The sequence below is a fragment of the Actinomadura formosensis NBRC 14204 genome, assembly GCF_001552155.1.
GTDB classification, from domain to species: domain Bacteria; phylum Actinomycetota; class Actinomycetes; order Streptosporangiales; family Streptosporangiaceae; genus Spirillospora; species Spirillospora formosensis.
The window spans coordinates 1-20511 of record NZ_BCQQ01000099.1 but is presented as its reverse complement, the minus strand read 5'-3'; the positions used below and the strand labels follow the sequence as shown (position 1 = coordinate 20511).

Annotated in this window: 21 protein-coding genes; 9 read left to right on the top strand and 12 right to left on the bottom strand. The window is 73.7% G+C overall.

The genetic code is table 11. The annotated features are described in order from the left end of the window. Position 1: 1 nt before the first annotated feature. The 6 genes from AF1_RS23275 to AF1_RS23250 all read right to left on the bottom strand — a co-directional run bounded on the left by AF1_RS23275 (position 2) and on the right by AF1_RS23250 (position 3879). Positions 2-778 carry an SAM-dependent methyltransferase gene (locus tag AF1_RS23275; RefSeq protein ID WP_067803180.1) on the bottom strand — a complete coding sequence of 259 codons (777 nt, stop codon included), beginning with the start codon at positions 776-778 and terminating at the stop codon, positions 2-4. 332 nt (positions 779-1110) lie between these two features. Next, positions 1111-1560 carry a hypothetical protein gene (locus tag AF1_RS23270; RefSeq protein ID WP_067803177.1) on the bottom strand — a complete coding sequence of 150 codons (450 nt, stop codon included), beginning with the start codon at positions 1558-1560 and terminating at the stop codon, positions 1111-1113. 75 nt (positions 1561-1635) lie between these two features. Then, on the bottom strand, positions 1636-2037 hold the full coding sequence (locus tag AF1_RS23265) for an ATP-binding protein (protein ID WP_084263246.1): 402 nt from the start codon (positions 2035-2037) through the stop codon (positions 1636-1638). A 207-nt stretch (positions 2038-2244) separates the two neighbouring features. Beyond that, a complete protein-coding gene (locus tag AF1_RS23260) occupies positions 2245-3333 on the bottom strand; it encodes a carboxylate-amine ligase (RefSeq protein ID WP_067803171.1) in 1089 nt (362 codons plus the stop codon). Between the two features lie 135 nt (positions 3334-3468). Further along, positions 3469-3651 (bottom strand): hypothetical protein, encoded by a 183-nt coding sequence (locus AF1_RS23255; protein WP_067803167.1) that lies wholly within the window; start codon positions 3649-3651, stop codon positions 3469-3471. Between the two features lie 18 nt (positions 3652-3669). Further along, positions 3670-3879, bottom strand: coding sequence for an HGxxPAAW family protein (locus AF1_RS23250; RefSeq protein WP_067803164.1), 210 nt, complete (start codon positions 3877-3879; stop codon positions 3670-3672). Positions 3880-4086: 207 nt separating this feature from the next. Between AF1_RS23250 and AF1_RS23245 the strand changes: the two genes are divergently transcribed. The 6 genes from AF1_RS23245 to AF1_RS23220 all read left to right on the top strand — a co-directional run bounded on the left by AF1_RS23245 (position 4087) and on the right by AF1_RS23220 (position 12068). After that, positions 4087-5910, top strand: coding sequence for a methylmalonyl-CoA mutase family protein (locus AF1_RS23245; RefSeq protein ID WP_067803162.1), 1824 nt, complete (start codon positions 4087-4089; stop codon positions 5908-5910). Then, entirely contained in the window at positions 5907-8120 is a 2214-nt protein-coding gene (gene scpA, locus AF1_RS23240) for a methylmalonyl-CoA mutase (RefSeq protein ID WP_067803159.1), read from the top strand. The genes AF1_RS23245 and scpA overlap by 4 nt, the downstream gene beginning before the upstream one ends. Further along, positions 8117-9100 carry a methylmalonyl Co-A mutase-associated GTPase MeaB gene (gene meaB / locus AF1_RS23235; RefSeq protein ID WP_067803156.1) on the top strand — a complete coding sequence of 328 codons (984 nt, stop codon included), beginning with the start codon at positions 8117-8119 and terminating at the stop codon, positions 9098-9100. The genes scpA and meaB overlap by 4 nt, the downstream gene beginning before the upstream one ends. Positions 9101-9169: 69 nt before the next feature. Continuing rightward, complete coding sequence (locus AF1_RS23230) at positions 9170-10141, top strand: GNAT family N-acetyltransferase (RefSeq protein ID WP_067803153.1); 972 nt, start codon at positions 9170-9172, stop codon at positions 10139-10141. 282 nt (positions 10142-10423) lie between these two features. After that, positions 10424-10864 carry an HNH endonuclease gene (locus tag AF1_RS23225; RefSeq protein ID WP_067803150.1) on the top strand — a complete coding sequence of 147 codons (441 nt, stop codon included), beginning with the start codon at positions 10424-10426 and terminating at the stop codon, positions 10862-10864. A 181-nt stretch (positions 10865-11045) separates the two neighbouring features. Next, positions 11046-12068, top strand: a complete 1023-nt coding sequence (locus AF1_RS23220; RefSeq protein ID WP_242608833.1) for a hypothetical protein — start codon at positions 11046-11048, stop codon at positions 12066-12068. A gap of 23 nt (positions 12069-12091) precedes the next feature. On the opposite strand, the gene AF1_RS23215 is transcribed toward AF1_RS23220, so the two are convergent. Further along, a complete protein-coding gene (locus AF1_RS23215; protein ID WP_067803147.1) occupies positions 12092-13147 on the bottom strand; it encodes a Gfo/Idh/MocA family oxidoreductase in 1056 nt (351 codons plus the stop codon). A 70-nt stretch (positions 13148-13217) separates the two neighbouring features. Then, on the bottom strand, positions 13218-14012 hold the full coding sequence (locus AF1_RS23210) for a class II aldolase/adducin family protein (protein WP_067803144.1): 795 nt from the start codon (positions 14010-14012) through the stop codon (positions 13218-13220). A gap of 127 nt (positions 14013-14139) precedes the next feature. Here AF1_RS23210 and AF1_RS23205 point away from each other — a divergent pair, with 127 nt between their 5' ends. The 3 genes from AF1_RS23205 to AF1_RS23195 are packed head-to-tail and all read left to right on the top strand — an operon-like array spanning position 14140 to position 16497. Further along, positions 14140-15273 carry a helix-turn-helix domain-containing protein gene (locus AF1_RS23205; RefSeq protein WP_067803141.1) on the top strand — a complete coding sequence of 378 codons (1134 nt, stop codon included), beginning with the start codon at positions 14140-14142 and terminating at the stop codon, positions 15271-15273. A gap of 7 nt (positions 15274-15280) precedes the next feature. Beyond that, positions 15281-16168: an LLM class flavin-dependent oxidoreductase gene (locus AF1_RS23200; protein WP_067803137.1), complete on the top strand. Its 888-nt coding sequence runs from the start codon at positions 15281-15283 to the stop codon at positions 16166-16168. Continuing rightward, entirely contained in the window at positions 16168-16497 is a 330-nt protein-coding gene (locus tag AF1_RS23195) for a DMT family transporter (protein ID WP_067803134.1), read from the top strand. Before AF1_RS23200 ends, AF1_RS23195 begins: the two co-directional genes overlap by 1 nt. Positions 16498-16514: 17 nt before the next feature. Here AF1_RS23195 and AF1_RS23190 read toward each other — a convergent pair whose 3' ends face one another. The 4 genes from AF1_RS23190 to AF1_RS23175 form a co-directional block, all read right to left on the bottom strand. Next, positions 16515-17366, bottom strand: coding sequence for a helix-turn-helix domain-containing protein (locus AF1_RS23190; protein WP_067803131.1), 852 nt, complete (start codon positions 17364-17366; stop codon positions 16515-16517). A 36-nt stretch (positions 17367-17402) separates the two neighbouring features. Further along, complete coding sequence (locus AF1_RS23185) at positions 17403-18152, bottom strand: hypothetical protein (RefSeq protein ID WP_067803128.1); 750 nt, start codon at positions 18150-18152, stop codon at positions 17403-17405. 188 nt (positions 18153-18340) lie between these two features. Further along, positions 18341-19750, bottom strand: a complete 1410-nt coding sequence (locus tag AF1_RS23180; RefSeq protein WP_242608832.1) for an aldehyde dehydrogenase family protein — start codon at positions 19748-19750, stop codon at positions 18341-18343. A 148-nt stretch (positions 19751-19898) separates the two neighbouring features. After that, on the bottom strand, positions 19899-20511 hold a 613-nt coding region (locus tag AF1_RS23175), incomplete at its 5' end, for a hypothetical protein (RefSeq protein WP_217999840.1).

Here is a 20511-nt window from a genome sequence, read left to right as displayed (position 1 = left end):
CTCAGCGGACGGCGACGACCCCGTACATGAGCGGAGCGCTCGGGGACGTCCCGCCGGTGAGCGGGGTCACCCCGGGCGGCAGCGGGCGGAACGGTCCGAGCAGGCGCGTCACCTCGGCGCCGCCGCGCGGATGCACCGGGACGCCGCTCGCCTCCCGGTAGAGGTGCGCGGCCTCGGCGACCGCGGCGGGGGCGAAGTCGGCGGTGAGATGCGAGACGACGAGGGCGCTGCCCGGCGCGGCCGGCGCGGCGAGGCCGGCGACGAGGTCGCGGGCGGCGGGCAGGAAGTGCAGGACGGAGGAGAGCACCAGCGCCACCGGCTCGGCCGGGTCGATCAGCCTGCGCACCTCGGGACTGCCGAGGATCGAGTCCGGGTCGCGGAGGTCGGCCCGCAGCGCCGCGATGTTGCCGCCGTCGAGCAGCAGCGCGCGGGCGTGCGCGATGACGAGCGGGTCGTGGTCGATGTAGACGACGCGGGTGCCGCCGATGTGACGGGCGGCCATCTGGTGCAGGTTGTCGTCCCTGGGCAGGCCGCAGCCGAGGTCGAGGAACTGCCGCAGACCCCGTGCGGCCAGCAGCCGGACCGCCTCGGCGAGGAAGCCGCGGGCGGCGCGGGCCGTCTCGGTCGACTGGGGGAGGACGTCCAGGATCCGGTGCGCGAGACGGCGGTCGGCGGAGTAGTTGTCCTTCCCGCCGAGGAGGTAGTCCTGGACGCGCGCCGGACCCGGCCTGTGCAGGGCGAGCGGGGTCTCCGCCGCCCGTGTCTCGGCCATGGTCATCGGTGGTCACCTATCGCCTTCACCGGAGGGGAGTGCAATGGCTCCTTCCCGACGGTAGGCGGCCCAGCCGGGCGCGGGGAAACCGGGGCCGGCCGAGCCGTCCGGACGGCGCCCGCATCATGACCGCATTCGGCCAGCCGTGTTTGGCGGCGTGCCACCGGGACGGGAGTCCTCGGCGGGGGAGATCAGGAACGGGGCGGAAGAACGGGCCGCCGCCATGCCCGCGTCCCGTCGCGCGAACGCCCGCGCCCGGTGGCCGCTTCCGGACATGACAGCACCATGACCAATGAAGTCGATCTCTTGTGGAGAGCGGTTCGCCGACCCCGTCCGGGTCACGCGCAGCGGCGGCGGCGGCGTTCGGTGCGCGGCCGGGACAGCTCCTCCAGGACGAGCGTGCAGCCGATCCCCACCAGCCAGGTGTCCTTGGCGAGCACGATGCCCTGCTGGGTGGGACGGATGCCGCCCTCCTCGCGCATGCCCGGAATCCGCAGGTACAGGCCGGTCAGCCCGGCGGAGAACGCGGTGAGCGCCGCGCCCGCGAGCAGCGAGGGCACCAGGGGCACCAGCAGCGCGGTGCCGAGCGCCACCTCGGTCCGGCCGAGGTTGCGGGTGAAGACCCGCGCGTCCTGCGACTCCAGGAACGGGTAGGCGGTCTTGGCCATGCCGTGGGTCTGTTCGGCCGACTCGTCCAGGGCCCGGAGCTTCGACAGGCCCGAGTTCAGGACGAACGCCCCCGCGGCCAGCCTGGCCGGCATCTGGTGAGCACGGGCGAGAAAACGCATCGTTCCTCACATCGATCGGGAGAGTTCGGGCGCAGGCATCATTCCCGCCGTCCGTCCGCTACACCTGCCGCCGGGTCAAGACTCGGCCGTCGGCCGCCCGGCCCGCTTGCGCAGGTAGACGCGGATCGCGGTGCCGTCCGGGCCGGTATGGACGCGGACGAGGTCGGCGAGGTGGTTGACCAGGAGGATGCCCCGGCCTCCGTGCGGGCTCAGGTACGCGGGGCGGCGCCCGGCCAGCGGGTCGACGATCGTCCCGGCGTCGCGGACCTCGCAGACGACCTGGCCGTCCTCGGACCACAGCCGCGCGGTGCCGCCCCCGCCGCCGTGCAGGCAGGAGTTCGCGGCCAGCTCGCCCGCCGCGCGTCCCGCCAGGATGAACGGGATGGTCCCGGCGAGGTACTCGGTGTCGTCGCGGTAGAAGAGCGCGGGGTGGGAGAACGGGTTCCGGGGCGGCACGCCCGGTTCCCTGAGACTCATCTCGCGGCCGCTCCGTCCCGAGTCGCTGCACTCACCTGTATCCGATCGAGGGTGGGCGCCCCGCGAGCGGCCGTGCGGGACGGACCCGTGCGTACATCCCCCGTGGCCGGGCACTGCCCGGCTCAGGTCGGTGGTACCCGTGGGGCACCGGCGAAAACGGTTGAAAAGGGGAAAGCCGTATTTCTGGAGCGGCGGCCCGCCCGCGGCTCACCGGTCCCGCAGCAGCGCCGCGTCGACGACGTCGGTCAGCCGGCCGCGGCGGCGGTAGGCGGCGCGCTGCCGCTCGGCTCCCGTTCCGCCGGCGAGCAGCCGCCGGACGCCCCGGGTGACGAACGCGAGGTCCCCGGTGTCGCCCAGCGCGGGCAGGACGTGCGCCAGCAGGTCGCCCGCCAGTTCCCGGAAGCCGGCAGGGCGGCCGGTGCACACCTCCACGCCCCGCCCGGCCAGGCCGTCCCGCGCGGCCAGCCAGTAGGCCGCGCGCAGCATCTCCTGCGGCGGGTCGGGCGCCGGCTCCCCGGCGTCCACCGCCTGGGACGACACCTGCACCAGCGCCCGGATCAGCGCGGCGAGCACGGCGGCGTCACCGGCGGTCGGGGCGACGTCGGCGAGCCGGATCTCCAGCGTGGGCAGCCGCGCCGACGGGCGGACGTCCCAGAAGACCGTCCCGGTGTCCATCAGGGCGCCGCAGCCGAGCAGCGTCGCAACGAGGTCGTCGTAGTGCGCGGCAGACCGGAAGAACGGCGGCGGCCCCGCCACCGGCCACCGCGCCCACGCCATCACCCGCCAGCAGGCGTGCCCGGTGTCGCGTCCCGCCCAGTACGGCGAGTTCGCCGCCAGCGCCAGCAGCGTCGGCAGCCACGGCCGCAGATGGTTGCCGACCTGGAGGGCGTGCTCCCGGTCGGGCATCTCGACGTGGACGTGGCACGAGCAGATGCTCTGCTCGTCGTCCAGCCCCCGGTAGACGGCCAGGCTCTCGGCGTAGCGGGCGCCGGCGCCGATCGGCGGGGGGACCACCGCGCCCAGCACGGGCGTCCCGGTCGCGGCGAGCCGGACGCCCTCCGCCGCCGCCGCGGCCGCCATCGCCGCCCGCATCGACCGGATCTGCTCACGCAGCTTGTCCAGGTCGTCGCACGGCGAGGTCTTGGCCTCGGCGAGGAACTCGACCAGTTCGGTGGAGGTGCGCTCGCCCAGCGCCGCGCGGGCCCGCCGCACGACGGCGGCGGCACGGGGAACGACCTCCCGGGAGACGGGATCGACGACGAAGTACTCTTCCTCGATTCCGAATCGCAGGGCCATCCACCACCTCGGGATCGGGGGCGACGCAGGCGGCCACGTCCCTTCGACGGTACTTGGCCACCGCCGCGATCGCACCTGGTGGACGGACCGGAAACCGCGACGGGGACGTCGCTTGGCCGTCTTTTGACCCGCCGATCAGGGGCCGGTGTCCAGGAAGTACATCGACAGCGCGATGAGGTGCGTGACCACGACCACGCCGAGGCCGAAGAAGAACAGCATCTTGGCGGGCCCGTGCGGGAAGACGCTTCCCGGCTTGAGCTCGCCCCGCTCGCGCTGCCGCGCCGCGATTCGCTCCTCGATGGGGGGACGGCCGAACATCGGTGCCACCGGACGCGGCTACTGCCGGGGCTCGTCGACGATGACGTCCGTCATGATGTCGACGGCCAGCGCGACGATGCCGCCGATCACGGTCACCGCGGCGCCCACCCCGAACACGGCCCAGTTCGGGCCCATGGCGATGCCGACGCCGCCGACGACGAACCCGATGAAGATGATGGCCACGGCGACCCAGGACTTCGGGCGCCCGGCGTGGCTGCCAGTCGACATGCGTTGGTCTTCCCTCTACACAGGATCCGGTGGGGCTGTACGACGCCGAACTCTAGCAACGTTCCTAGCCATGGAGCTTTCCGGGGTACCTCGTAGATCGTCCCGGCACGATGCCGCGGGACCGGGACCGGGAACGCCGCCCGCCGCGTTCTGGTCAGCGGGACCCGGTCTCGAACGGGATTCGCCCGCTCACCTACGATCCGTTACATGACGGTGCCGCCTGAGGAACTCGAACTGGCCGCCGCCTTCCCCCCGGCCGAACGCGGCCGGTGGCGGGAGATGGTGAAGGGGGTGCTGCGCAGGTCCGGCGCGGCGACCGACGACACCCCCCTCGACGAGATCGAGGGTCTGCTGACCCGTGTGTCGTACGACGGAGTGCCGATCGCCGCGCTCTACACGCGCGACGAGGCCCCGCCGGGACGCCCCGGTCTCGCCCCCTACGTGCGCGAGGTGCGTCCCGAGGGGGAGGGCGTCGCCGGATGGGACGTCCGGCAGCGGCACGCGCACCCCGATCCGGCGGTGACCCGCGAGGCGATCCTCGCCGACCTGGAGAACGGCGCCACGTCCGTCTGGCTGCGGCTCGGCGACGGCGGCGTGCCCGTCCGCGCCCTGCCGGACGTGCTGCGCGGCGTCCTGCTCGACCTCGCGCCCGTCGTGCTGGACGCCGGGGCCGCGACGGCGGAGGCCGCGGAGGTCTTCCTCGCGCTGGCCGCCGAGCGCGGGAACGCGGCGGACGCGTCCGGGAACCTCGGCGCCGACCCGCTCGGGCTGGCGGCGCGCACCGGCGCCCCCGGATCGATGGACGAGGCCGCCGCCCTGGCCGTCCGGTGCGTGCGCGAGTTTCCGAGGCTGCGCGCGATCACCGTCGACGGCACCCCGTACCACGACGCGGGCGGCTCCGACGCCGAGGAACTGGGCGCGGCCGTCGCCGCCGGCGTCGGCTACCTGCGCGCCCTGACCGGCGCCGGGCTGAGTGTGGACGAGGCGTTCGGGCAGTTGGAGTTCCGTCTCGCGGTGAACGCCGACCAGTTCGGCTCGATCGCCAAGCTCCGCGCGATGCGCCGGCTGTGGACGCGGGTCGCCGAGGTCAGCGGCGCCGCGGAGGGGGCGGCCGCGCGGATCCACGCGGTGACGTCGGCGGCGATGATGACGCGCCGCGACCCGTGGGTGAACATGCTCCGCACCACCATCGCGGCGTTCGCGGCCGGGACGGGCGGCGCCGACGCGGTCACCGTCCAGCCGTTCGACGCCCGCCTCGGGCTCCCCGACGGCTTCGCCCGCCGCATCGCCCGCAACACCCAGACCCTCCTGCTGGAGGAGTCGAGCCTCGCCCGCGTCGTCGACCCGGCCGGCGGCTCCTGGTACGCCGAGAGCCGCACCGAGGGACTCGCGCAGGCCGCCTGGACATGGTTCACCGAGATCGAGAAGGCCGGGGGCCTCGCCGCCGCGCTCGACTCGGGCCTCGTCGCCGATCGGCTCGCCGCGACCTGGGCGAAGCGCCGCGGGGACATCGCCCGGCGCAGGGCGCCGCTCACCGGCGTCAGCGAGTTCCCGAACCTCGCCGAGACACTGCCCGAGCGGGACGAGGCGCCGCCCGGACCCGGCGGCGGCCTCCCGGTCGTCACGTACGCGCAGGACTTCGAGGCCCTCCGCGACCGCTCCGACGCCCACGCCGCGGCCACCGGCGCCCGTCCCCGGGTGTTCCTGGCGACGCTCGGGCCCATCGCCGTCCACACGGCGCGCGCGTCCTTCGCCGCGAACCTCTTCCAGGCGGGCGGGATCGAGACGGTCGGCGGCGCCCCCGAGGAGTTCGGGGCGTCCGGCGCCGCCGTCGCGTGCATCTGCTCCAGTGACCGGCTGTACGAGGAACGGGCCGCGGACGCCGCGCGGATTCTGCGCGAGGCGGGCGCGGTGAAGGTCTGGCTCGCGGGTAAGGGAACCTACGAGGGTGTCGACGACCATGTGCACGCGGGATGCGACGCGGTCGGGGTCCTGGAGACCACCCTCCACGATCTGGGAGTGAGCGAATGATCCCCGACTTCACCGAGATCGAGCTCGGGACGGCGCCCCCCGCCGACGAGGCCGCCAAACGCTGGCGCGCCGCCGTCGCCGACGCCACCGGCGCCGACCCCGACGCCCAGACCTGGGACACGCCCGAGGGCATCGGCGTCAAGCCCCTCTACACCGGCGACGACCTGGCCGGGCTCGACTTCCTCGACACCCTTCCGGGCATCGCGCCGTACCTGCGCGGCCCCTACCCGGCGATGTACGCGACGCAGCCGTGGACGATCCGGCAGTACGCCGGGTTCTCCACCGCCGAGGAGTCCAACGCCTTCTACCGCCGCAACCTCGCGGCCGGGCAGAAGGGCCTGTCGGTCGCGTTCGACCTCGCCACCCACCGCGGCTACGACTCCGACCATCCGCGCGTCTCCGGTGACGTCGGCATGGCGGGGGTGGCGATCGACTCCATCTACGACATGCGCCAGCTGTTCGACGGGATCCCGCTGGACAGGATGAGCGTGTCGATGACGATGAACGGCGCCGTCCTTCCCGTCCTGGCGCTCTACATCGCCGCGGCGCAGGAGCAGGGGGTGAAGCCGGAGGCGCTGGCGGGGACCATCCAGAACGACATCCTCAAGGAGTTCATGGTCCGCAACACCTACATCTACCCGCCGCAGCCGTCGATGCGGATCATCTCCGACATCTTCGCGTTCACCTCGCAGCGGATGCCGAAGTACAACTCCATCTCGATCTCCGGCTACCACATCCAGGAGGCCGGGGCCACGGCCGACCTGGAGCTGGCCTACACCCTGGCCGACGGCGTCGAGTACATCCGCGCGGGACGCGAGGCGGGCCTGGACATCGACGCGTTCGCGCCGCGCCTGTCGTTCTTCTGGGCGATCGGCATGAACTTCTTCATGGAGGTCGCCAAGCTCCGCGCCGCCCGGCTGCTGTGGGCGCGGCTGGTGAAGACGTTCGAGCCGAAGAACCCCAAGTCGCTGTCGCTGCGGACGCACTCGCAGACGTCCGGCTGGTCCCTCACCGCGCAGGACGCCTTCAACAACGTCGCCCGCACCTGCATCGAGGCCATGGCCGCCACCCAGGGCCACACCCAGTCGCTGCACACCAACGCGCTGGACGAGGCCCTGGCTCTGCCCACCGACTTCTCGGCCCGCATCGCCCGCAACACCCAGCTCGTCCTGCAGCAGGAGTCCGGGACGACCCGGACCATCGACCCGTGGGGCGGCAGCGCCTACGTCGAGCGGCTCACCTACGACCTGGCCCGCCGTGCCTGGGGCCACATCACCGAGGTCGAACGGGCCGGCGGCATGGCGAAGGCGATCGACGAGGGGCTGCCCAAACTGCGCATCGAGGAGGCCGCCGCCCGCACCCAGGCCCGCATCGACTCCGGGCGGCAGCCGGTCATCGGCGTCAACAAGTACCGCCCGGACACCGAGCAGGAGATCGAGGTCCTCAAGGTCGACAACGCCGCCGTCCGGGCGCAGCAGATCGACAAGCTGCGCCGCCTGCGCGAGGAACGCGACGAGACCGCGGTGCTGTCCGCGCTGGACGCGCTGACCCGCGCCGCCGAGGCCGCCGAGAACGGCACGCGCCCGCACGGCCTGGAGCACAACCTCCTCGCGCTCGCCATCGACGCGGCCCGCGCCAAGGCCACCGTCGGCGAGATCTCCGACGCCCTGGAGAAGGCGTACGGACGGCACGCGGCGCAGATCCGTACGATCTCCGGTGTGTATCGGGAAGAGGCCGGGCAGGTGAGGAGCATCGAGAGGGCGCGCGCCGCGACCGCCGCGTTCGAGGACGCCGAGGGGCGCCGTCCCCGCATCCTCGTCGCCAAGATGGGGCAGGACGGCCACGACCGCGGCCAGAAGGTCATCGCGACCGGGTTCGCCGACCTCGGCTTCGACGTCGACGTGGGCCCGCTGTTCCAGACCCCGGCCGAGGTCGCCCGGCAGGCCGTCGAGGCGGACGTGCACGTCGTCGGCGTCAACTCCCTCGCCGCCGGGCATCTCACGCTGGTGCCGGCGCTCCGCGAGGAGCTGGCGGCGCTCGGCCGGGGCGACATCATGATCGTCGTGGGCGGGGTGATCCCGCCCGGCGACGTGGCCGAGCTGCGCGCCGCCGGTGCGTCCGCGGTCTTCCCGCCCGGCACCGTCCTCGCGGACGCGGCGCTCGGCCTGCTGGACGAGCTGACCGCCAGGCTGGGGCACGCCGCACAGTGAAACCGGGCCTCGACGACTACGCCACCGGGGTGCTGGACGGGTCGCGGGCGTGGATCGCGCGGGCGATCACGCTTGTCGAGTCGACCCGTCCCGATCACCGGGAGCTGGCGCAGAAGCTGCTGGTGGAGCTGACCCCGCACGCCGGGAACGCCCGGCGTGTCGGGATCACCGGTGTGCCCGGGGTCGGCAAGTCCACGTTCATCGACGCGCTCGGCACACGCCTGACGGGGGAGGGGCACAAGGTCGCGGTGCTCGCCGTGGACCCGTCGTCGACCCGGACGGGCGGCAGCATCCTCGGCGACAAGACCCGCATGCACCGGCTCTCGGCCGACCCGAACGCGTTCATCCGCCCCTCGCCCACGGCCGGGACGCTCGGCGGTGTCGCCAAGGCCACCCGCGAGGCGATGGTCGTGATGGAGGCCGCCGGATACGACATCGTCCTCGTGGAGACGGTCGGCGTCGGCCAGTCCGAGACGACCGTCGCCGAGATGGTCGACTCCTTCCTGTTCCTCACCCTCGCCCGTACCGGCGACCAGCTTCAGGGGATCAAGAAGGGCGTGCTGGAACTGGCCGACGTCATCGCCGTGAACAAGGCGGACGGTGAGTACACGATGGCGGCAAAGCGCGCCGCGCGCGAGCTGTCGGGCGCCCTGCGGATGCTGCGCAGCGACGAGCGCGCCCGTGCCACCCCCGTCCTGACCTGCAGCGCCCGTGAGGGAACGGGCCTGGAGGAGGTCTGGGCCGAGATCGTCGGGCATCAGGACCGGCTGCGCGCGTCCGGTGAGCTGGAGACCCGGCGCCGCCGCCAGCAGGTCGGCTGGACGTGGGCGATGGTGCGCGACCGGCTGCTCACCGAACTGCGCGAGCACCCCGGCGTCCGGAGGCTGGCGCCGCGGCTGGAGCAGGAGGTCGCCGACGGGACGCTCACCCCGGCGCTCGCCGCCGATCGCATCCTGGCGGCGTTCCGGGGGGACGGCTGACCCCGGTTCGCGGCACGGGTTTGCCCGGGGCCCCGGTCGCGGCGGGCCGGGATCCGGTACAAAAGGCGGATGGACGTCATCGCGCTCGATTCTCCGACGGACGCGCAGATCCGCGAGTGGCACGACGTGCTCGCGGCCGTCCACGCCGCCGATCCGGCCGCGCACCCCTTGCCCGGCCCGGACCGGACCGCGCGACTGCTCGGTGCCGGATCCGGCACGCGGCAGCAGCTGTGGGCCGTGCCGGACGGCGGCCGGTTCGCCGCGGTGGCCGCGCTCCGGCTCCCCGGCGAACCCGGCACGGACCGTCCCGGTGAGATCGACGTCCAGGTCCGCCCGTCGCACCGGCGGCGCGGGCTGGGCCGCCGGCTGCTCACCGCGGCCGCCGAGGGGCTGCGCGCCGACGGGCGCCCCAGCGTGATCGCGCAGGTCCTCGCCGGAACCCCGGCCGTGCCGTTCCTGGAGTCGCAGGGCTTCGAGTGCGTGCTGACCCTGCGCGGCATGCTGCTGCGGCTGGACGACGTCCCGCCGGAGCGCATCTCCCGGCTGCTGGCCGAGGGGCCCGCCGGCTACCGCCTCGTCCGCTGGGAGGGCACGGTGCCGGACGAGCACGCGGCCGCGCTGGCCCGCGCCAAGCACGCCATGGTCGACTTCGCCGAGTACGACGGGGCGTCCTGGGACGCCCGGCGGGTCAGGGAGATGGCCGCGACCGTCGCCGGGCGCGGCGATGACCTCTACACCGTCGCCGCGCTGCACGGCGACGTCATCGCGGGGTTCACCGAGATCGTCGTCCCGCACGGCTGCGCCGGCCGGGCCGCGCAGTACGACACGGCGGTCGTCCCGGAGCACCGCGGCAGGCGGCTCGGCATCTGGGTGAAGGCCGCGATGCTCGCGTGGCTGGCCGGGGAACGCCCCGGCGTCCGCGAGATAGAAACGGACAACTCCGGCGATAACCCCCACATGATCGCCGTCAACGAGGAGCTGGGCTTCCGCCTCGAACGCGAATCCCTGGAATACCAGGCACCCACCCCCGCCCTCCCCTGACCCGCGCGGGGGAGCGGACGGGAAAATGCGTTGCCGCCGCCACCCGCGCATAGGCACTCTTATGGAGGCTCTTCCGGGAAATACCCGGAGGCCGGATAATTGCCGAAGTATTTCCCCTGAGTTCAACGGGAGAACGCCGCGTCGAAACATTCTTCGGCCGGGATGGCGCACAGGGGCCCGCCCGGTGCGGGTTCCGGAGGATGCCGGAGGACGAACGTCTCGATGCGGGCGTCCGGGTTCGAACCCCGGCGGGGAGCGGCACACGGGCAAGGAGGTGACCCGGTGAACGTGCTCGTCCTGAACGCGTCGTACGAGCCCTTACAAAAGGTGGACCTGCGGCACGCCATCCGCATGCTGGTGCGCGAGGTGGCGGTCGTCGAGGAGGCGGAGGAGGGCCGGACCTTCGGCCGCTTCCCCGTGCCGCGGGTCCTGCGGCTCGTCCGGTACGTCGCGATGCGCTGGCGGCACGGCAGGCGCCCGCCGTGGAGCAAGCGCGGCGTGTACCTGCGCGACCGCGGTCGCTGCTGCTACTGCGGGAAGCGCGGGAACACGATCGACCACGTCCACCCGCAGTCGCGCGGCGGTGGGGACACCTGGGAGAACACCGTCCTGGCGTGCGGGAGGTGCAACAACCGCAAGGGGGACCGGACGGTCTCCGAGGCCGGGCTGCGGCTGCTGTGGGAGCCGCGCGTCCCGCGCTGGGAGGAACTCGTGAGCCCGTGACGGGGCGCCACGGGGGCGGGGGGCGGATCGCCGTACGGCGATCCGCCCCCTGAGTCGTATGTGGCGCACCGCCCTTGGTAGCCTGGGAGTGACTCTATGTGTTCCCCTAAGCGTCTGAGGTGAAATGGGCGATTGTGGTAGCGTGCCGCCAATCTTGAGCTTTGTTATCTAGGAGAAATCTGTGGCGGCCCTCGATCCCAACGGCAGGACGTCCCGTACGTCACGCGGGCGCACCGCGGCGAGACGCCTCACCGCGCTCATCCTCGCGGTGGGCGTGTCGGCGGCGCTGCCCCCGGTGTCGGGGAGCGCGGCCGGTCTCCCGCAGGAGCCGAAGGATCTCAAGAAGGAGTACGCCAAGCTGAAGGCGCGCTCGGAGAAGCTGTCCAAGGAGTACCGGGGCGAGCTGGTCTCCCTCGAAGAGGCGAAGAAGGCCGCCGAACGCGCGGGCGCGGACGCCGCGAAGGCCGACCGCGAGTACGACGCCGCCCGCATCGGTGTCGCCCGGATGGCGTCCACGACCTACATGACCGGCCGGCTCGACATGGTCCCGATCATCTCCTCGGCCGAGCCCGTCGCCGCCGTCCGCGACGCCGCCGTCATCGAGCACCTCAGCCAGAACAACGGCCGCCGCATCAAGAACCTCCGGGTCCTCACCGACCGGGCGGCGCGATCGCACGAGACGGCGAACAAGAAGCTGGCCGAGGTCAAGAAGGAGATCGAGGACCTGGAGGGCCAGCGCGCCCGCGTCAAGAAGCTGCTCGCCAAGTACAAGCCCGAGGTGACCAAGGCGCCCGCGCCCGCGGGCGGGGGCCGGCCCGACGGCGCCACCGGCGCCAAGTCCCCGATCGTGGGCAACTCGATGACCGCCCGGATGCGCACGGTCCTGCTGGAGGTCGACGGCAAGTTCGGCCCGTTCCCGACCATCGGCTGCGCCCGGCCCGGTGACCCGCAGGACCACGGCTCCGGCCGCGCCTGCGACTTCATGGAGAGCACCGGCGGCCGGATGCCGAGCGCCTCGGCCCAGGCGCACGGCGACCGCGTCGCCCAGTACGTGATCGACAACGCGTCCCGGCTCGGCATCAAGTACGTCATCTGGAAGCAGCGCATCTACGACATGCGCGGCAGCGGCGGCTGGCGCCAGATGGAGGACCGCGGCAGCGTCACCCAGAACCACTTCGACCACGTCCACGTGTCCGTGCTCTGACCGGCTCTGACCGGTGGCCCGCCTCACCCGTCGCCGAGTTCCACCACGGTGCGTTCGCGGGTGGAGCGGGCGGCGGCCTCGATGACCTCCAGGCCGGTGATCGCCTCGGCGAGGGTCGTGGGCGGCGGTGCGCCGTCGCGGAGGGTGCGGACGACGCCCGCGTAGAAGTCCTGGTAGGCGCCCGGGGCGGTCGGTTCGGGCGCCGCGCCGCCCGGGGTGCCGAGGACGCCGTGGGACTCCGGCGGGGCGATGCCGTAGCCGGGGTCCTTCGGGGTGAGGCCCGCGCGCAGCTGCTCCTCCTGCGGGTCCATGCCGGAGACCGTGTAGGACGCGCGGCTGCCGAGGATCCGCAGGCGCGGGCCGAGGTGGGCGGCGGTCGCGCTCATCCACAGGTGCGAGCGGGTGCCGCCGGGGTGGGTGAGGGCCACGAACACGTCATCGGGGGAGGCGGCGCCCCGCCGGCGGGTGTCGACCTCGGCGTAGATGCGGGCGGGACGGCCGAACAGGGCGACCGCCTGGTCGATGAGGTGGGTGCCGAGGTCGAACAGGATGCCGCCCGCGTCGCGGGGATCGGTGCTCTCCTTCCAGCCGTTCTCGACGGCGGGCCGCCAGCGTTCGAAGCGGGACTCGAAGCGCTGGACGTCGCCCAGCGCGCCGGAGGCGACCAGGCGCGACGCCGTCCGGTAGTCGCCGTCCCAGCGGCGGTTGTGGTACGGGAACACCGGCAGCCCGCGGACGGCGCTCAGCGCGGCCAGCGAGCGGGCGTCCGCCACGGAGGCCGCGACCGGTTTGTCCACGACGACGGGGACGCCCGCGGTCAGCGCCGTCCGGGCCAGCGGGACGTGCTGCCGGTTGGGCGCGGCGACGACGACGAGGTCGAAGCCGCCCGGCGCCCCCCACAGCCGGTCCGCGCCGTCCACGACCTCCACGTCCGGGTACCGCTCCCGGACCGCCCGCCGCCGCTGCGGGGTGCGGGTGACGACCGCGGCCAGCCGCAGCCCCGGAACGGACGTGATCAGCGGGGCGTGGAACACCGAGCCGCCGGTGCCGTATCCGATCAGCGCAACACGCAGGTCCATCCCCCGATCATGACCGATGGCGGGGTCCCGGCCGGGACGCGGGGTGCCGGATGAGCCGCCCGGCGGGGCCCTACTCGAACAGGTCGGGCTGCTCCCGGGTGATCTGGTCGTAGAGGGGCTGGTAGTTGATCCAGCCGACCAGGTCGTTGCCGATCTGCTCGTGCGTCAGGACGGCGTTGTCATGCTCGATCGGCACGACCTGCCCGGCGGCCTGGGCGAGAAGCTGCACCTGGCAGGACCGCTCCATCGTGATGAACCACCAGGCGGCGGCGTCCACGGTGTCGCCGACGGTGAGCAGCCCGTGGTTGCGCAGGATGACGGCCTTGTGGCCGCCGAGGGCGGCGGCGATGCGCTTGCCCTCCTCCAGGTCGGTGACGACGCCGGTGTAGTCGTCGAACAGGCCGTGGTCCTGGTAGAACGCGCACACGTCCTGCGTGATCGGCTCCAGCCGCCGGCCGAGCGCGGAGAGCGCCCGCCCGTAGGTCGAGTGGCTGTGCGCGGCGGCGACCACGTCCGGGCGCGCCTGGTGCACCTGGGAGTGGATCGCGAACGCCGCCTCGTTGACCGGGTACCGGCCCTCCACGACCTTGCCCTCGTGGTTCACCAGGATCAGGTCGCTGACCCTGATGTGCTTGAACGACAGGCCGAACGGGTTCACCCAGAAGTGGTCCGTGCGCTCGGGGTCGCGGGCGGTGATGTGACCCGCCACGCCCTCCTCGAAGCCGAACTTGCCGAAGATGCGCAGCGCGGCGGCCAGGCGCTCCTTGCGGTGCCGGCGCTCGTCCGCCACGTCGTCGAAGGAGGGGGGCAGCCGGAAGATCAGGTCGGTCGGCAGCTTCTCCAGGAACTCGTCCTCGTCGGACATCGGCGCACTCCTCGGCTCGGCTGCCCCCCACCGAACACCATCGCCGAGAGAGCCGGCTAGACCGGGACCGCCCAACCGTTCCGCACCCGGTTGTCCGGACGGGACAACGAGACGCCAGAATGCCGGGATGGAGATCGGTACGGGCGACCGGTTCCTGCGGCCGCTGATCGAGTACGGCCGCGACCCGGCGCTGCTGGAGGCGACCGTCCGCGCCGCGCGGGGAAGGTCGGAGCTGGTGGCGGCGCTGCCCGAGGAGGAGACCCGCCGGCACGTCCGGGCCCTCGTGGACGGGGTGCTCGCCGCGCTGGAGGACGGCGAGCCCGGCGAGGAGGCCCTCGCGGCGGCGGAACGGCTCGGCTCGGACCGGGCGCGGCAGGGCGTCCCGGTCGCGGCGTTCCTGGACGGCTTCCAGGCGGGCCGCACCCATCTGGTCCGGACGCTCGTCGCCGCCGGCCGCCGGCTGGGCGTCCCGGACGCCGCGCTGCTGGACGGCGTGACCCGCATCGACGAGATCACCGCCGCGCTCGTCCACCGGATGGTGCACGCGCACCGGGTCACCGAACTGGAGATGGCGCGCACCGCGAGGGAGGCCCGCGTCCAGATGCTCCGGCGGCTGCTGCACGGCGAGCCCGTCCCGGTGCTCGCGCCGCTCGACCCGGCGGGCGCCTACCACTGCGTGGTGTCCGACGTCAGCGACCCGGAGGCGGCGGCGCGGCTGGAGACCGGGCTGACCGCCGCCGGGCCGGGCCTGTGCGGGCTGGTGGACGGCCGGTTCACCGCGCTCGTCGCCCGGCTGCCCGACCCGGCGCCGCCCGGCCCGCTGCTGGTGGCCGCGCCGCCCGCCCGTCCCGCCGAGGTCGCGCCGATGTACCGGCTCGGGCGCCGGGCGCTGCTGGCCGGCGCCGGTGCCGGGCTCACCGGGATGCGGGAACTGGCCGACCTGGCGCTGCTCACCGTCACCGCGGCCGAGCCGGAGCTGGGCGGTCTCCTCGCCGCCGCGCTGCTGCCCGGGCTCGACCCGGACGAGCCGTTCCACGTCGAGCTGGCGGAGACCGCGCTGGCCTACCTCGACCACGGCGGCCGGATCGAGCCGGCCGCCGCCGCGCTCCACGTCCACGGCAACACCGTCAAGTACCGGATCAGGCGGCTGCGGGAGCTGACCGGACGCCCGCTGCCCGATCCGGCGGCCGGCGCGGCGGTGTCCAGGACCGCGAACTGGTGGTGGGCCCTGCACCACTGGCTCGCGCGGACCACGTCATGATGGGGTGATGAGAACGGAGAAGCGGGAGACGGCACCGAGGATCGGCACCGTGCTGTGGCCCATGCGGTCATGGCCGGAGGCGGGGGAACTGTGGCGGCGCGCCGAGGAACTGGGGTTCCGGCACGCCTGGGTCTACGACCACATCGCCTGGCGGGGCACGACCCCCTGGTACGACGCGTACACGACCCTGGCCGCGGCCGCCGCGGTCACCTCCCGCGTCCGCATCGGCACGCTGGTGACCTCGCCGAACTTCCGCCATCCCGTCCCCACCGCGCACGCGATCAAGACGATCGACCATGTGAGCGGCGGGCGCCTGTCGGTCGGCATCGGGTCGGGCGGCACCCGCCGCGCCTCCGACGCCGGCGTCCTCGGCGGGCCGGAGTGGACGCCGGACGAGCGCGCCGCCCGCTTCGCCGAATGGGCGGAACTGCTCGACCGCCTGCTGACCGGGCCCGAGACGTCCTTCGAGGGGACCTACTACAGCGCGCGGGAGGTCGTCGGGGAGCCCGGCTGCGTCCAGCGTCCCCGCGTGCCGTTCGTCATCGCGGGGAACGGGCCGCGCGGCATGCGGGTCGCCGCCCGGCACGGCACCGGATGGGTGACCACCGGCCATGCCGAGGGCCGCGGGCCGCACGACGTCGTGCGGTCCCGGCTCGCCGCCCTCAGGGCCGCGTGCGAGGCGGAGGGCCGCGACCTCGACGACCTCGTCCTGCTGACGGGGTTCACCGGGGAGCCGTGGCTGGAGTCGCCCGGCGCGTTCGCCGACCTCGCCGGGCGCTACGCCGAGCTGGGCATCACCGAGATCGTGCTGCACTGGCCGCGTCCCGGCTCGCCGTTCGACGCCGACATGAAGGTCTTCGAGGCGATCGCCGCCGAGTACGGCGAGGTCCGCTGATGCCGTTCGTGCTGCTCGGGCTCGCGATCGCCTTCGAGGTGACGGCGACGCTGGCGATGCGCGCCTCCGACGGGTTCACCCGGCTGTGGCCGTCCCTGATCGTGGTGGCCGGGTACCTGATCTCGTTCGGGTTCATGGCGCGGGCGCTGACGTCGCTGAACGTGGGCCCGGTCTATGCGATCTGGTCGGCGCTCGGGACGGTCGGCGCGTTCGCCGGCGGCGTCCTGCTGTTCGACGAGCCGGTCAAGCCGATCACGATCGCCGGTGCGATGATCATCGTGATCGGGGTGATCGTGATGAACCTCGGCGGCGGTGTGCACCAGGGCTGACCCCGCGCGGTCGCCGGTCAGCGGGGTTCGGCGAGGGTCGTGGTGCGCTGCTGCTCCAGTTGCCCGCCGATCAGCTCGGTCGGCGTGCAGCCGGAGAGCGCCCGGAACTCGCGGTTGAGGTGGGCCTGGTCGTAGTAGCCGCAGGCGAGCGCGGCCTCGGTGAACCCGGTGCCGCCGGACAGCAGCTCGACGGCCCGCTGGAAGCGCAGCACCCGCGCCATGACCTTGGGCGGCAGGCCCGCCTGCTCGCGGAACCGGTTCGTCAGATGCTTGCGGCTCCAGCCGACGTCGGCGGCGAGGCCGGCGACCGTGACGGCGGGGTCGCCGTTCAGCAGCCGCCACGCCCGCGCGACCTCCCGGTCGGGGACGGGACCCGCGTCGAGGCGGCGCAGCAGGAAGCCGTCCAGGAGGTCGAACCGCGCGCCCCAGGACGGGGCGTCGGCGAGCCGCTCGACCAGCGTGCGCGCCTCCCGGCCGAGCAGGTCGGGCAGGTCGGCGGCGGCGTTGGTGAGCCGGGCCATCGGGACGCCGAGCAGCGTGTAGGCGCCGAGGGGGGTCACATCGAGCTGGATGCCGCGCTGCCCGCCGGGGCTGAGGTACATGCCGTGGCCGTCGTGCATCCCGGCCACGAACGACCCGTACTCGCGGTCGCGGACGCCGGGGTCGGGGACCTCCAGGTACAGCGGTGGCCCCAGATTGATGATCATGACCGTGGTGCGGGTGGGCAGCGTCCGCATCCGGGCCGGGAGGGCGGCCGTCTCCCAGTAGCCGTCGTAGGAGCGCAGGAACGGGCGCAGCGCGGGATGCGGGCGCCCTCGCGCCAGCCACCAGCCGCCTCGGTCGGTGATCGCGACCGGCCTTTCGCTCATGCCCCGGTCCTACCACGCGGCACCGACGGAACCGGATTATTCGTATACCTGGCCGCACACCGCGATGCGGGCCAGATCGCCCCAGGTCATCGTGGTGATCGTGCGGACGTAGGAGCGGGCCGGCGGCTCCCCGGGCGGGGCCGGCAGCGGCACGCGGGCGCCGTCGGCGGCGTCCCAGCCGCCGAGGCTGCCGGCGACCGCGCACTCCAGGTACGTCGCCGGGTCGAAGTTGTACCAGCGGGCGGGGGTGGCGCGGGCGCCCGAGCCGGGCGGGCGGGGCGCGTCCGCGCCGAACCGCGCCTGCGGGCCCGGGGGATGGACGAGGAAGTCCTCCAGGTCGGCGATCTGGGAGAGCAGGACCCGCTCCCAGTCGGCGTACCCGCCGGGCTCGTCGCCCGGCAGGGACAGGTCCTTGGTGCTCCACGCCGGGTCGAAACCGGCGGGCGGGACGGCGGAGGCCGCCGTGAACATCGCGGCCACGTCGTCCGGTTCCAGCCGCGTCTGGTCACTCAGCGGAGCGCTCACCTTCCACAGGGCCCGCAGGAACGCCGACAGCGACCAGGATGCCGCGCGGGCCTGCTGACCGAGGTGCAGGAACACCAGATACAGGTCGCGGTTGGTGCGGACGGCCGGGCCGGGCGGCCCCTCCACCCAGTACGTCTGCTTGTGCGGGACGCCGCTTTCCAGCACCATGACCTGTGCCGACGCGGAGATGCGCGAGTCATGGGCGGCCACATGGAAGGTGTTGCCGAGATCGTCCCGGCGCATGACGTCCCAGGTGTGCATGCGGCACCTCCACAGGTCGCGGCCCGGCCTTCACGGCCCCGCTCGGAAAGTGTCCCACCCCCGTGACCGGCCACCAGTAGTGGTCATGTCACTTTCCGGACTCGAAGTCGTGACTTTCCGCTCATCCGGGACGGAGCGGAGCCGGCACGGGCCCGGCGGCGGCCGCCGGGCCCTGCGCGGGGGAGCGCTCAGTGCTTCGAGCGGTGGACCACCTGGAGTTCGGTGAACCCGTACAGGCCCCACGGCCCGTTCTCGACGCCCACGCCGCTCCACTTGAACCCGCCGAACGGCTGGTTCGGCGCGAGCGCCAGGTGCGTGTTGACCCAGGCGGTGCCGCACTCCAGCCGGCCGGCGACCTCGGCGGCCCGGTCGGCGTCGGTCCCCCACACCGAGCCGGACAGCCCGAAGTGGGTGCCGTTGGCGCGGGCGAGCGCGTCCTCGACGTCGGTGTACTTCACGATCGGCAGCGCGGGGCCGAACTGCTCCTCGTCCACGATCCGGGCGCCGTCGGCGACATCGGCGAGGATCGTGGGCTCGAAGAAGTAGCCGGGCCCCTCGATCGCCCTGCCGCCCGCCGCCGCGCGGGCACCGCCCGCGATCGCGTCGGCGACCAGTTCCGACACCCGCTCGTACTGCGGCCTGTTGTTGATCGGCCCGTACTGGACGCCCTCGTCCATGCCGTTGCCGACCTTGGCGGCCTTCGCCCGCTCGGCGAGGGCGTCCACGACGTCGTCGTAGAGCGCCTCCGGCACGTACACCCGCTTGATCGCCGAGCAGACCTGGCCGTTGTTCTGGAACGCGGCGCCGAACAGCTTGCCCGCGACCGCGGCCGGGTCGGCGTCGTCCAGCAGGATCGCCGGGTCGTTGCCGCCCAGTTCCAGCGTGACGCGCTTGAGGTCGGGCGCCGCCGCCGCGGCGACCCGCTTGCCGGTCGCGACGCTGCCGGTAAAGCTGATCTTGCGCGGGACGCCGTGCGCGGTCATCCAGGCGCCGAGCTCGTCGCCGCCGGTCACCACGTTGAGCACGCCGGGCGGCAGGACGTCCCGCAGCACCTCGCCGAGCTTCAGGCTGGACAGCGGGGTGTACGGGGACGGCTTGAGCACGACCGTGTTGCCCGCGAGCAGTGCCGGGGCGATCTTCCAGACGCCGAGCAGCAGCGGGTAGTTCCACGGGGTGATCGCGGCGACGACGCCCATCGGGCGGCGGACGACCTCGACCAGCGCGTTGGCGTCGTCCTGGATGACCTCGCGGGGCAGCTCCAGCTCGGCGAAGTACTTCAGCCAGACGCCGGCGCCGACGACCTCCATGGTCGCGTCGGCCAGCGGCTTGCCCTGCTCCAGCGTCAGGATGCGGCCGATCTCCTCCGCCCGGGCGAACATGATCTCGGCCGCCGCCAGCAGCGCTTTGCGGCGCACGGACTCCTCGTCCCGCCACCGCGGGTAGGCGGCCTGCGCCGCCGCCATCGCCGCGTCGAGCTGCTCCCGCGAGGCGTCGGGCGCCTGCTCGGCCACCTCACCGGTCGCCGGATCGATCACGCCGAAGGTGCCGGGCGCGTCCACGGCCGCACCGCCGATGGTCATGGAGAAGTTCTCGGACACCGTTGATCCTCCGCTCAGGGGGTTACCGAACGAGATTCAGTATTCCGCTGCGTGCCCTCCTGGCGAGAGCCTGCCGGCCCCGCCCGGACGGACCGAAGGGCGCCTCCGCGGTTCGCGGGGGCGCCCAGTAGGCGGGGATGCGGTCCTCTCAGGAGGCGAAGACGCGGTCCAGGAGGTCGCGGTAACCGCGCAGCGCCTGGCGGAGCCGCTCGGTGTCGCCGTGCCCGCCGTCCTGCAGTTCCTCCGACAGGGTCCGCCGCCGCGCGGTGATCGCGCGCCCGAGGGACTCGACGGCGTCGGAGGCGAGTTCGTCCGCGCGGCGCACCGAGTCGCCCGGGTCGTCGACGAACGCGGACTGCACCTCGCGCCAGCGTTCCCGGAACCGCTCGGCCTCGGCCGGGTCGAACAGCGTGTCCGGGGTGGCGGGGGACGTGCGGGACGGGAAGCCGGCGCCGGTCGCGTCCCGCCCCTCGTCCGCCGCCGGCATCGGGTTCGCGGCCGGCATCGGGTCGGGGGCCGTGTCGGGGACGGGGTCCGGCGCGTCCGCCGCGGGGGATCCGGGCGCGGGTCCGGCGACGTACGTGTCACCGGGGACACCCGCCCCGGCGGGCCGGGCCCGCTCGTCGGTGACCGGCCCGGCGGCCGCGCCCGGCGGCCGGTCGTCGAGTCTCCTGTGTTCCATGGGGGTCAGCTCCTCGGGGTGTGGTCGTCGCGGCGTCCCGCCGTCGCCGCGGGGGCCTCGCCGGCGCCGGGCGCGGCGG